This window comes from Moritella sp. 5, assembly GCF_018219455.1.
Lineage (GTDB): Bacteria > Pseudomonadota > Gammaproteobacteria > Enterobacterales > Moritellaceae > Moritella.
In genome coordinates, this window is sequence record NZ_CP056122.1 from 2690918 (window position 1) to 2703917 (window position 13000).

Here is a 13000-nt window from a genome sequence, read left to right on the forward strand (position 1 = left end):
TTAATCGTCCAACGCCAGCATAGTATTATTTACATCTGCAATAATATACACAGGATTAAAAACCAACTCAAATATACTCGATTTCACTTAAGTCAGACTCATCAGATCAGGGGATAACTGAAAATAGTAGATTTAGCATTATAAAATTATGCATCTTTATACACATTTACCCGATTTTCACTAGATATTCAGTAATAAACATCTCTTTTAAGCTAAAAACCTATTTTTCTAAAATACTCCGGTGGCAAATAATTAATCTTAAATCTGCGTAACCTCTCATTATTAGTATGCATTTTCTAGAATAAACGCCGTAATAAATAAGAAGAAGCTTACATTAAATTACATAACCGCTGCGACACAGTCAAAATTCAATCATAAATAATGATTAATAGACTAAATGCTCAGCATTTTTGATGTACCAATGGCCATATTTAATCCTGATATAACGAGTAAGTACATGTGAAGACGTCGCTATTAGCGATGTTTTAATCGTGACGGGAAGTCATTTAAACGTAAATTGAGGCATTAGATACCTCATTATTTCATTGTGGTTTTTTCGTACCCAATTGGCTAACACCAGATATTATGCATTTACCATTGCGGTTAATACATCATTAGGAAAGGGCTGTAAGCGCTTTTCTTTATCTAAGCACACCATTTCAATATCGCCGATGACGGCAGCCTTACTCGCATTAGGACGCCACACTTCCTGACGCCAGATCGTTTTATATTTACCATCGAGTGTAAAAGAGGTACGGATATCACAAACTTCGGCAAACTCGACGCCATCCAGAAACGTTAAATTGGCTTTATAAACCGCAAAACCTAACCCGCGTTCGTTCCACAATGTCGCTAATAAATCGCAATTGATAACATGTTCACGTGCACGTTCAAAATACTTCAAAAAATTAGGATGGTAAACAACACCTGAGTGGTCGGTATCTTCATAATAAATTTGTACTGGGTGATGGTATATCTTCGTCATTACTGAAATTAACCTATTTGATCACGTATTAAAATACATAGCATATAGATAAATTAGAGAAATGACAGTGTAACATTGGACAAGGTGTCACACATTAAAGGTAGTAACACTAGAATAAGCACAGGTTTGCTTATAGTTATAACTGAGGAATGAGATCGATAATCAAAGTTAATACCGTCTTTCAATTCACAGGTCCCTATTTATCATTGTTAATGATGCTTAATCAATAGTAAACAAGGACCAACGTGCCGTAATAAAATTTAGTCTTCAGTGACCATTTTTACGTATAACGCTTCAACTTTATCACGCGCCCAAGGTGTTTTTCGTAAAAACTTAAGACTAGACTTAACACTTGGATCATGGGTAAAACAGCGAATGTTAACGTAGTAACCAAGGCCATCCCAACCATATTTATCAACAAGGCTGTTAATTACTTTTTCGAGTGTCATCCCGTGAAGCGGGTTATTTATTTGAGTCATGTTTACCGTGATAAATTATTTAAGATTAATTGCTGATGAGTATAACACAAGAGTTACTAACAGTATTAATGACCGAACCACCTTGTAAAGGGATTCTTTTTCGGGTTACTGCTAACTAAACTTTCCTTTAATTCAATAATACTATCACATTGCTCTTTTGCTGCTTCGTAGCCGATCTTAAAGATTTCTCGTAATGATTTTTCGTCGGTTGTAAATGTATTGTAATTGACTAATGCTTCGGGGTAAATTCGCACATCACATTGAGATAGTTTCTCTAATTCAGCGCCACTTCCCTGCAACGTAAATGCGCGTAATACAACGTCTTTGATACTCGACAATTCCTCAGGTTCAACTTGACGTATTGGCGATACATACACACCGATTATTTTATCACAATCAGCTTCGATAACACTTAGTGGAAAGTGATTAACGATACCACCGTCAGAGTAAACTTGGCCATCAATGATCATAGGCGAGAATACTAAAGGATAACTTGCCGATGCTAACAAGGCATTGATAACGGAACCCTCTTTAAAAATATGCTCTTTTCCAAGTAGCATGTTGGTAGCAATAATACGCAACTCAGGATCAAGATGTTTAAAATTATCTTCCGGGATATACTTTAAAAACTCAGGATACAATTTAGCAGGATCAATAAAACCCGCAGCCGCTCGAGTAAATTTCCAAGAAAATGGTTTCACATCTATAAAAAACTGCAGTATTTCATCGATCTCTAATCCAGAACAGTAAAGTGCACCAACCATAGAACCGGCACTCGTGCCCGCAATTAAACTCGGTCTTACCCCCTGCTCTAACAGGTATTTTAATACGCCAAGGTGAGCAATACCCTTCGCTCCGCCACCAGAAAGTACCAAGCCAATATTGTGTTTAGTGCTACCCATCTCTTTGATTAATCCCCAATTAACTTTTTACTAACTGTATATTAAATATAGGTATAAAAAAAGAGAGCATGCGCTCTCTTTTCTACAATATCAATTTAACAACTTACAGTTGGTGAACTGATGCGGTGTTTGTTGTACCTGATGGTACAAGGGCACCTGAAACCATAACAATTATATCACCTTCTTTAGCTAGTCCACTTGCAATCGCTAACTCTTTACCTTTACGGTAAAATTCATCAGTACTATCAATCTGTTTAACAATACAAGATTTAACACCTTTAGTCAGACATAATTGTTGCGCAGTTTTCTCGTTCGTTGTAATCGCAAGAATGTTAGCTTTCGGAAAATACTTACGTACAGACTTCGCCGATTTGCCGCCACGAGTAGCAACAACTATCAGTGGTGCACATAATTTTTCAGTTGTTTCTACCGCACCTTTACATACAGCTTCTGTAATACGCATGCTTTTAGCAACAATATTAGCACCTAGGTCCGAAGACATAGAGTTATCAGTACGCTCACAAATATTCGCCATAATAGAAACAGCTTCAACTGGATATTTACCTTTCGCAGTTTCGCCAGATAACATTACCGCATCAGTACCGTCAAGAACAGCATTGGCTACGTCTCCCGCTTCTGCACGAGTTGGACGAGGGTTACTGATCATAGAATCAAGCATTTGTGTTGCTGTAATGACAACTTTCCCTGCTTTGTTACACTTCTTGATCATCATCTTCTGAGCCATGATCACTTCTTCAACAGGGATTTCAACACCCAGATCACCACGAGCAACCATGATACCGTCAGATTCAGCTAGGATCTCATCAAAATTATCAACACCCTCTTGGTTTTCAATTTTAGAGATAATCTGAATGTTTTCGCCACCGTTATTAAATAACACTTCGCGAATTTCTCTTACATCATCAGCTTTACGGATAAACGATGCAGCAACGAAATCAACTTCTTGTTCACAGCCAAACGCAAGATCAGCTTTATCTTTATCAGATAATGCAGGTAAACCGACACTGATGTTTGGTAAGTTAACGCCTTTATTTTCACCAAGTGCACCGGTGTTTAATACTTTACACTTAACTTCAGTATCTGTTGTTTCAGTCACTTCCATTTCAATCAAGCCATCATCAACAAGAATGATTGCGCCAGGGCTTAGGTCTTTAGCAAAACCAGCATACGTGACAGCAACACACTCTTTATTGCCTACAACATTAATATCTGTTGTAAATGTGAATGACTGACCTACTGTCAATGTAACATCTTCACCATTCTCTAATTTAATGGTACGAATTTCTGGACCTTTCGTATCCAATAATACTGCGATTTTTTTATTCAGGTTTTCACTTACTTGACGGATATTTTGAATTCGACCTGAATGCTCAGCAAAGTTACCATGAGAGAAGTTTAAACGCATAACGTTCATACCTGCATTAACAAGCTCTGTTAGTTTCTCTACTGATTCAGTTTTTGGACCAATTGTACAAACAATTTTAGTCTTTTTCATTCTTATAGCTCCGTATGGGATATTTTATATTCTTTTAGATCTTGTGTTCTTATTCATAGTCTAGATGAGAAAGTTGTTCGATTTACTCTGAATGCGACTATAAACCAAAATTTTTATTGAAACCGAAATAGCTTTTATTGAAACCACATCCCTTTCATATGAAACCAATTGTAACAAGTATAAGTTTAAAAACATAGAGTGATAAGCATAAAGAAAGACAGAATAGATACCTAGATCAAGTTTGTTTCACTCATTAGGCTAAAAACAAAGCAAGTACAAGCCAAATTGTCATTAAATATAACTGCAAGAGCATCTAAGAATGGTTCGTCAGGCGGGATTTTACGTTAAAAGGAAGCGCTATATCTAAGTTAAATATATAGCGCTTGAATAAAGAGATGACGACAACTAATAGATTTTTTTACCATCTGGACGTGTTCTTAATAATCTTAACGTCCACATATACTGATCAATACCACACTCAATCAACGCTTCGATCTCTTGATTCATCATAACCGCATCTTGCTCAGGACTTTCGGACGGAAAGTTTTGCATCGCTGGTCGGATAAATGTTTCGAATTTACTTCGTTTTTCATTATATGCAGCATAGATAGGAACAACTGATGCGCCTGTTTTTTCTGCTAATCTGCCCATCACGGGTAAAGTTGCTTTTTGCGTAGCAAATAAAGGGGTGAATACACTACGCTTAGGGCCATGATCTTCATCAGGTAAGTAATAACAGCTTTCACCATTTTTAAGTGATTTAACCAGAGCCCCTAACCCAGCCTTTCGGTGATAAACAGTGCCACCAAACATAGCGCGTTGACGTGTCATCAACCAATCAAACAGCTCATTATCAGAATTATTAAACATAGTACAAAATGGTGCGCCATAAGAAGCAATATGTAAGCCAGAAAAATCAACTGCGAAGCTATGCGGCACTAATAAAATACAAGCTTTGCCTTGTTCAAGTAATGGGAACAAATTCTCACCACCATGAACAACCATACGATTACGGTTATAAGCGCGACTACGTGCACTTGGTTCTGCATAGCTTAAGATCGTTTGGCAAAAAGTAACTAAGTTACCCATAATAATTCGCTCTTGTTCTGCCTCATCCATTTCAGGAAAACACATAGATAGGTTAATTTTCGCAACCTTCTTGCGCTTGTTCATCACTTTTAAATTAAATAATTTCGTCGCGATGAAACGCGCAAACTTATCACGCGGTTTAACAGGTACAAAAGCGAGTAGGTATAATACAAAGACGCCGAACCATACAGGCCAAAACTTAGGTAGCAAAAATGTTTTTTTGAAAGAAAGGTCATACGGTTTATATTTATCAGACATATAGTTTTATCAAACCTGTTTAAATTACGAAAGTACTACGAGATATCAAGCTAATCATTTTATTCAGTTATGTCACCAAAACCAACTATTTTTTATATTTACTGTTCTATTTTAATCGTTTTAACACGCTATGGCTCAATACCAATATACCAATAACGCCATAAAGTACCCATTTCAAGTTTAAATACTCTACTAACCCATTAATTTAAAATATATTTTATAGTTATGCCAAATTGCCATTGAGCTAGAGTTAATTATCATGATAAATTTAACGCAAGTGGATCATTATTGTATTTAAATTATTTACTTAGTACCACGTTGCGTTGAATGGATTCAATCATGCTTACTTATTCATTAAGATCCATATTAGTCTATTACCTCGCCATTAATATTATTGAATTGTTACTTTCAGCACCTTTAAATTATCGATTCAACATTTAAATTCATTTTTTGTAATTGTTTTATCATTTTTGTTTGCATTAAATCTACAATGTGGCAAATTAGACACACTATTTAGAAAGTTAGCTGCATACGCAGCATTAGAAGGAATTAGTTATGTGCTCAATATTCGGAATTCTAGACATCAAGTCAGACATTAAACCTCTTCGTGCACAAGCATTAGAGTTATCAAAGTTACTGCGTCACCGAGGCCCAGATTGGTCAGGTATCTATACTAATGATAATGCTATTTTAGTCCATGAGCGCCTTGCAATTGTTGATGTTAATAATGGTGCACAACCTTTATACAATGAAGAAAAGACTCACGTACTTGCTGTTAATGGTGAAATTTATAACCATAAAGATTTACAAAAAACATTAAATGTAGATTTTGAATTTCAAACAGAGTCTGATTGTGAAGTTATCCTTGCTCTATATAAAGAGAAAGGAACGCAGTTTTTAGATGACCTGAATGGTATCTTTGCTTTTGCTTTATATGATGAAGAAGAAGACGCTTACCTTATCGGTCGAGATCATATCGGTATTATTCCGCTATACACAGGCTATGATGAGCACGGTAACTTTTATGTTGCATCTGAAATGAAAGCGTTAGTACCTGTTTGTACACAAATTGAAGAATTCCCAGCTGGTCATTACTTGTGGAGTAAAGACGGTAAAGTAACACCGTATTATCAACGTGACTGGACAGAGTTTGATGCAGTAGCACAAAATGGCGGTGATAAAGAAGTTGTTAAGCAAGGTTTAGAAAGTGCCGTTAAACGTCAACTAATGTGTGATGTACCTTATGGTGTATTACTGTCAGGTGGTTTAGATTCTTCAGTTATCTCTGCGATCACTCAACAGTATTCAAAACGTCGTATCGAAGACGATGGTAAAACAGAAGCATGGTGGCCACAATTGCATTCTTTCTCTGTAGGCTTAAACGGTTCTCCAGATTTAGCTGCGGCACAAAAAGTGGCAGATCACTTAGGCACTATCCATCACTCGATTGAATTTACTGTACAAGAAGGTATCGATGCATTACGTGACGTTATATACCACATTGAAACATACGATGTAACGACGATTCGAGCATCAACACCTATGTATTTGATGGCGCGTAAAATTAAAGCCATGGGTATCAAAATGGTGCTTTCTGGTGAAGGTGCTGATGAACTATTCGGTGGTTACTTGTACTTCCACAAAGCACCAAATGCAAAAGAGTTCCATGAAGAAACGGTACGTAAAGTTTCTAAACTTCATATGTTTGATTGCTTACGAGCGAATAAGTCGATGGCGGCATGGGGAATTGAAGCACGTGTACCATTCTTAGATAAAGAGTTTGTAGATGCGTCAATGCGACTAAACCCTGAATTAAAAATGATCACTGGTGACAGAATTGAGAAAAACATCATTCGTGAAGCATTTGAAGATTTATTGCCAGAAGAAATTGTATGGCGTCAAAAAGAGCAATTCTCTGATGGTGTAGGTTATTCTTGGATTGACCAGCTAAAAGTTCACGTTGAAGAAGCTGTATCGGACCAAATGTTAGCAAGCGCTGCATTTAAATTTCCGATTAACACACCTGATACCAAAGAAGGTTACTACTATCGCGCCATCTTTGAAGATCACTTCCCTGGTGACTCGGCGGCTAAATGCGTGCCATTTGGTAAATCTGTAGCGTGTTCAACAGTAGAAGCGCTAGCTTGGGATGAAAGTTTCCAAAACAATGCAGATCCATCGGGTCGTGCAGCTGGCGTACATAACGAAGCATACGAAGACTAATCTCGTTTAACTCTTCGTTAAGCCTCAATTAAAACAGCACTTAGGTGCTGTTTTTTTGTTTCCTTACAAACAGGCTCGCCGGTGCCGCTGTATTATATTGCGCTTAAGTGATGCCAGTATAAACTACGACAAAAATATCGTGATTAGTTCCTCATTTTCTTCTTAATATTACATATCCCCTTTTGAGTACACACTTAGCATGATACCATAACGATAATAATTCTCATTTACATCATTTCAAAGGAACAGAAATGCACCAGTTTAAATTTCATGGTAAAGGAAAGGAATATTTTGGTATTTGGATCGTAAATATTCTATTAAGTATCATAACGCTAGGGATCTACTCAGCATGGGCTAAAGTTCGTACCAACAAATACTTCTATGGTAATACTGAGCTTAGCGGAAATCGATTTGATTACCTAGCGCAACCTAAACAGATCTTGATTGGTCGAATCATTGCCGTTATAGCAGTTAGTATATGGGCAGCTTTAAATACGTTTTCACCACTATTAGCTGCACTTGTCATGTTAATATTCGTACTTATCTATCCAGTTTTAGTCGTGCGTAATCTCCGCTTCGATATGAAAATGACACAATTTAGAAATGTACGTTTCAACTTTATCGGCTCTTACAAAAATGCATATAAAGTGATGCTCGTAAAGCCGTTAGCCGCTTATATAGCAATTGGCATATCCATCGCCATCACTCTCACTTACATTATGCCTGCATCGAAAATACTTGGCATAATTATTATGGCCGCAACATGCTTACTTCTCCTACCCTTGTTATTCTCTTGGGTTATAGCCGCCATGAATCAGTTCATCATTAATAATACACGTTATGGTAATCTCACTTTCGCTGCGACGTTACAAACTACCTATATATTTAAGGTACTAGCTAAGTTCATGTTACTTATAGTACTTATCATTGCGGTCTTTGCAGTATTTCTAATTATTGCTGGTGTCAGCACAAATGACGTCAGTAATTTAGCCGGAGACTCAAGTAAAATGGCAGTCTTTGTGATTGCTTACATTGGTATGATACTCGGTATGATATTTACTCAAGTCTATTTCCATGTCCGAGTTCGTAACTATATCCTATCTGAGACTAAACTTGATAACCAGTTACAACCAAAATCGACGATGACGGTTATGTCTTATAGCTTACTACTATTAACAAACCTATTACTGATCGTTTGTACTCTTGGTTTAGCTCGACCATTTACGATGATTCGGCATGCCAATTATGTCGCCTCCGTGACTCAAGTTGACGGTGATCTTTCCCTCACTAATGCAACAGACCAAGCCACAGATGAATCAGGTGCTATTGCAGATGAATTATCCCAAGCGTTCGATCTAAACATCGGCGCTATATGATAATTCAAGGTAAGGCTGTTGCACCCGCATCAGCCATTACGATAGCCGCTGAGCTAATACTTAATTCCGATGGTGGTATTGAGTGTGTGCTCAGCAGTGTAGAGGCTAATATTTTAACCGCTGCAGATTCGGCATTAAAAACAGATATAGGTAACATAACTATATCTCGTGCTTTAGGCGCTATTCCTCGTAGCTTTACATTCGTTAACGGTTGGACATTTACTGCCGATGATAATGCTAAAATCGACATCTGGCTACGTCAACAGAATAAACAGCCTTGGTTACATAGACTGGAAAAAAATAGCATCGCCATTATTGCCAGTGTATTACTAAGTAGTTTATCGGCTTGGTATGTTATTAGCTCAGGGATTCCCGCTATTAGTGGCGTGATCGCACAGTCGATCCCTCCTGTAATGGAAAAACATCTAGCCGACTATAGCCTAGAATATTTAGACGACCACGACTTCACTCCATCTAAACTACCGATAAAAAGACAAGATGAACTGACTAATCTATTAAATAGTATCAGTTCAACAGCGGTAACTTATAACCAAAAACCCAAGTTATTATTTCGCTCCTTAGCTGACTCGGCCAATGCGTTTACGTTAACTGATGGCACGATTATTCTAACAGATGAACTCGTTATGCTTGCACAAGATGATCGAGAATTAAGCGCTGTATTATTGCATGAGATAGGACATCAGTATCATAATCATCTTTTAAAACGACTTGTTGAATTATCGATACTATCTGTTCTGGTGAATTATATTGTGGGTGATGCGACGGGTGTCGGTGATACTTTGGCTAGTGCCAGTGTGTTATTACTATCACTAAACTATTCTCAGCAGGATGAACTTGAAGCAGATAAATTCGCAGCAGAAATATTGCTGTCCGAATATGGTTCTGTGCAGGCGCTAGAAGATATATTGACACGGCTAGAAAGTGAACCCTTAACCTCTCCAACTTGGTTACGTTCGCATCCAGGTATAGGTGAACGTGTTAATGCGATAAACCTTATTGATCCTTTGTAACATCCTAAGATCCAGCCCTTAATAAGGGCTGGATTACAACATTTTTATTTTTCTAGAATCGCCGTGATACCTTGACCACCAGCATCACAAATCGAGACAACACCCTTATAGTAAACCCTTAACCTCTCCAATTTAGTTACGTTCACCCCCAGAGATAAGCAAACGCATTTTGTAATCAAGAGGATAGATGTAGCCTTTATGGAAAACAATTTATTTTGTGAATTTGCGCAGGATAGAAGCCTACAATACATGAACCGCCTCTCAACTTTAAAAAATAACGTACTCCCTTCCATTACCCACACTACGCCAGTGTAGTATAACCCTATAAAAGCCCACGCAACCAGCTCTTTACACTACCAAATCACCAACAAGGCAGGCGTTTATATCACCAAAACCAAAATAAGGAAAACTTATGATTGCTGTAGAGTTTATTATTGTGCTTACTTTTATCTATCTTGGCGCTCGTATCGGGGGAATCGGTATAGGTCTTGCGGGTGGTGCCGGTGTATTGGTTCTTACCCTGTTTCTAGGCGTCGACACCGGGAATATTCCCATTGATGTTATATTGATTATCATGTCCGTGATTTCTGCAATTGCAGCAATGCAAGTCGCGGGAGGGTTAGACTGGCTAGTTGAACTCTCTGAACACTTCCTGCGTAAACATCCAAAGAGAATTACCTTTTACGCCCCAATGGTTACCTATTTTATGACCCTACTTGCAGGAACTGGGCACACAGCATTTTCAACATTACCCGTTATTGCTGAGGTAGCTAAAGAGCAAGGAATACGCCCATCAAGGCCATTAAGCATCTCGGTTGTCGCATCACAAATAGCTATCACAGCATCTCCAATATCTGCAGCGGTAGTCTTCTTCTCTGGAATTTTAGAACCGCTCGGAGTGGGCTATCTTACACTGCTAGCGATCTGTATTCCTTCAACATTTGCCGCTTGTATGGTTGGAGCATTCGTTTCTAACTTTTTAGGATGTGAGCTAAAAGATGATGCTATCTATCAAGAAAAGTTAGCCAAAGGCCAGATCATACTTAAAGGAAAGACGCAAAGAGAGATATTGCCAAGCGCTAAATTAGCAACCGGTATCTTTGTAACTGCAATCATAGGAGTGATAATCTATGCAACCCTGATTTCAGACGCGGTAAATATCATTGAAAACCCAGCGTTAAGCCGTAATGATGCCATTATGGTATTTATGCTCTCTGCCGCTACTGCTATTGTAACTTTCACTAAGATTGATGCATCAGAGATCGCGAACGCAGCAACATTCAAATCAGGCATGAGCGCCTGCATCTGCGTTCTCGGTGTGGCTTGGCTCGGTGATACTTTCGTATCAAGCCATATTGAAGAGATCAAAACTTTTTCTGCGGACATCCTTCAGCAATACCCATGGATGCTTGCTGTAACTCTATTCTTTGCCTCAACGCTGCTCTACTCACAAGGTGCCACCACGACAGCCTTAATGCCAGCCGCATTAGCCATTGGGGTTGCCCCTATAACGGCCATCGCTTCATTTGCTGCAGTGAGTGCACTGTTTGTATTGCCAACTTACCCAACACTTCTTGCAGCAGTAGAAATGGATGACACAGGTTCAACTCGCATTGGTAATTTAGTATTTAACCACCCTTTCTTCATTCCAGGCGTTGTCACAATCACTACATCCGTAGCACTTGGGTTTCTTATTGGAGGCGCCGTGCTCTAATCCAATTAGAGGTTGAAATGATGGCATGCATTAGTACACTTAGTTATTAAACAAAACGCCAATACTCTGTAGTATTGGCGTTTCTTTAATAAAGAACCTCGGTTTTATACGAAGTCTTTATCAATAGAAAATAAACGAAGTATTTATTTTTCTAAAATAGCGGTAATACCTTGACCACCAGCAGCACAAATCGAGATTAAACCACGACCTGAACCTTTCTGATCAAGCAGTTGTGCCAGTGTTGCGATAACACGACCACCTGTAGCTGCGAAAGGATGACCCGTTGCTAAGCTACTACCTTTCACGTTTAATTTAGTTAAATCGATTGAACCAAGCGGTGCATCAAGACCAAGTTTCTCTTTACAGAATTTCTCATCTTCCCACGCAGCTAGCGTTGATAATACTTGTGCTGCAAATGCTTCATGAATTTCATAGAAATCGAAATCTTGTAATGTTAGACCTGCACGCTTAAGCATTTTTGGCACTGCATATGCGGGAGCCATTAACAGACCTTCTTTTTTATCAACAAAGTCAACAGCCGCTGTTTCACCAAATGTTAAATAAGCTTGAACCGGTAAGTTGTGTTCAGCAGCCCACTCTTCACTTGCTAGTAATACAGCAGATGCACCGTCCGTAAGGTTAGTACTGTTACCCGCCGTCATAGTGCCATTTACTTTATCAAAACAAGGCTTTAATTTAGCTAATTTTTCAACTGTCGTGTCAGCACGTAATACATTATCTTTAGTTAGACCAGCCATAGGCGATACTAATGTATCGAAGAAACCTTCTGTATATGCAGCCGCTAATTTTTGATGACTTGCACATGCTAATTCATCTTGTGCTTCGCGTGAGATATTCCACTCTTTCGCTGTCACTTGACAATGATCACCCATCGCCATTTTTGTACGCGGTTCTTTATTCGCTGGCGTAAGTGGCACGAAATGTTTAGGACGTAAACGAGAAAGTGCACTCAATCGTTGTTTACCCGTTTTAGCGCGGTTCAGCTCAAGTAAAACACTGCGCATACCTTCACTCACAGCAATCGGAGCATCAGATGTTGTATCAGAACCACCAGCAATACCCGCTTCAATTTGACCCAGTGCAATCTTGTTTGCTACTTGAATGGCAGCAGCTAGACCAGTACCACATGCTTGTTGAATATCATAACAAGGTGTTTCAGGTGCCAGGCCTGCACTTAATACCGCTTCACGCGTTAAGTTAAAATCGCGAGAGTGTTTAATTACCGCCCCCGCAACAACTTCACCAAGTTGTTCTCCACGTAGACCATATTTAACCACTAAACCACGGATCGTTTCCGTAAGCATGTCTTGGTTACTTAGTTTCGAATATGCTGTGTTTGAACGTGCAAACGGGATACGGTTACCGCCGATAATTGCAACTCTTCTTATTGTTTGACCTGTCATGGT

10 protein-coding genes are annotated in these 13000 nt (G+C 38.6%); 4 read left to right on the top strand and 6 right to left on the bottom strand.

What is annotated here, in order from left to right:
• Window positions 1–583: 583 nt before the first annotated feature.
• From HWV01_RS12045 to lpxM, 5 genes are all read right to left on the bottom strand, one after another.
• A complete protein-coding gene (locus HWV01_RS12045; protein WP_211671772.1) occupies window positions 584–985 on the bottom strand; it encodes a thioesterase family protein in 402 nt (133 codons plus the stop codon).
• A 260-nt stretch (window positions 986–1245) separates the two neighbouring features.
• On the bottom strand, window positions 1246–1464 hold the full coding sequence (locus tag HWV01_RS12050; RefSeq protein ID WP_211671773.1) for a VF530 family DNA-binding protein: 219 nt from the start codon (window positions 1462–1464) through the stop codon (window positions 1246–1248).
• A gap of 65 nt (window positions 1465–1529) precedes the next feature.
• The gene (locus HWV01_RS12055; RefSeq protein ID WP_211671774.1) at window positions 1530–2366 is read right to left on the bottom strand and encodes a patatin-like phospholipase family protein; all 837 of its coding nucleotides are present in this window, start codon (window positions 2364–2366) and stop codon (window positions 1530–1532) included.
• Between the two features lie 103 nt (window positions 2367–2469).
• On the bottom strand, window positions 2470–3882 hold the full coding sequence (gene pykF, locus HWV01_RS12060) for a pyruvate kinase PykF (RefSeq protein ID WP_211671776.1): 1413 nt from the start codon (window positions 3880–3882) through the stop codon (window positions 2470–2472).
• Between the two features lie 405 nt (window positions 3883–4287).
• Window positions 4288–5229 (bottom strand): lauroyl-Kdo(2)-lipid IV(A) myristoyltransferase, encoded by a 942-nt coding sequence (gene lpxM / locus HWV01_RS12065; protein WP_211671777.1) that lies wholly within the window; start codon window positions 5227–5229, stop codon window positions 4288–4290.
• Between the two features lie 555 nt (window positions 5230–5784).
• On the opposite strand from lpxM, the gene asnB reads away from it, so the two are divergent.
• The 4 genes from asnB (at window position 5785) to HWV01_RS12085 (ending at window position 11573) form a co-directional block, all read left to right on the top strand.
• Window positions 5785–7452: an asparagine synthase B gene (gene asnB / locus HWV01_RS12070; protein ID WP_211671778.1), complete on the top strand. Its 1668-nt coding sequence runs from the start codon at window positions 5785–5787 to the stop codon at window positions 7450–7452.
• A 251-nt stretch (window positions 7453–7703) separates the two neighbouring features.
• Entirely contained in the window at window positions 7704–8828 is a 1125-nt protein-coding gene (locus HWV01_RS12075; protein ID WP_211671779.1) for a YjgN family protein, read from the top strand.
• Window positions 8825–9859, top strand: coding sequence for a M48 family metallopeptidase (locus HWV01_RS12080; RefSeq protein ID WP_211671780.1), 1035 nt, complete (start codon window positions 8825–8827; stop codon window positions 9857–9859). Before HWV01_RS12075 ends, HWV01_RS12080 begins: the two co-directional genes overlap by 4 nt.
• 412 nt (window positions 9860–10271) lie before the next feature.
• Window positions 10272–11573: an anaerobic C4-dicarboxylate transporter gene (locus tag HWV01_RS12085; RefSeq protein ID WP_211671781.1), complete on the top strand. Its 1302-nt coding sequence runs from the start codon at window positions 10272–10274 to the stop codon at window positions 11571–11573.
• Window positions 11574–11716: 143 nt separating this feature from the next.
• Here the strand turns inward: HWV01_RS12085 and HWV01_RS12090 are convergent, their stop codons facing one another.
• The gene (locus tag HWV01_RS12090) at window positions 11717–12997 is read right to left on the bottom strand and encodes an acetyl-CoA C-acetyltransferase (protein ID WP_211671782.1); all 1281 of its coding nucleotides are present in this window, start codon (window positions 12995–12997) and stop codon (window positions 11717–11719) included.
• Window positions 12998–13000 lie beyond the last annotated feature (3 nt).

Coding starts and splice junctions, on each gene's coding strand:
- HWV01_RS12045 (WP_211671772.1), bottom strand. CDS start 985: ATGACGAAGATATACCATCACCCAGTACAAATTTATTATGAAGATACC.
- HWV01_RS12050 (WP_211671773.1), bottom strand. CDS start 1,464: ATGACTCAAATAAATAACCCGCTTCACGGGATGACACTCGAAAAAGTA.
- HWV01_RS12055 (WP_211671774.1), bottom strand. CDS start 2,366: ATGGGTAGCACTAAACACAATATTGGCTTGGTACTTTCTGGTGGCGGA.
- pykF (WP_211671776.1), bottom strand. CDS start 3,882: ATGAAAAAGACTAAAATTGTTTGTACAATTGGTCCAAAAACTGAATCA.
- lpxM (WP_211671777.1), bottom strand. CDS start 5,229: ATGTCTGATAAATATAAACCGTATGACCTTTCTTTCAAAAAAACATTT.
- asnB (WP_211671778.1), top strand. CDS start 5,785: ATGTGCTCAATATTCGGAATTCTAGACATCAAGTCAGACATTAAACCT.
- HWV01_RS12075 (WP_211671779.1), top strand. CDS start 7,704: ATGCACCAGTTTAAATTTCATGGTAAAGGAAAGGAATATTTTGGTATT.
- HWV01_RS12080 (WP_211671780.1), top strand. CDS start 8,825: ATGATAATTCAAGGTAAGGCTGTTGCACCCGCATCAGCCATTACGATA.
- HWV01_RS12085 (WP_211671781.1), top strand. CDS start 10,272: ATGATTGCTGTAGAGTTTATTATTGTGCTTACTTTTATCTATCTTGGC.
- HWV01_RS12090 (WP_211671782.1), bottom strand. CDS start 12,997: ATGACAGGTCAAACAATAAGAAGAGTTGCAATTATCGGCGGTAACCGT.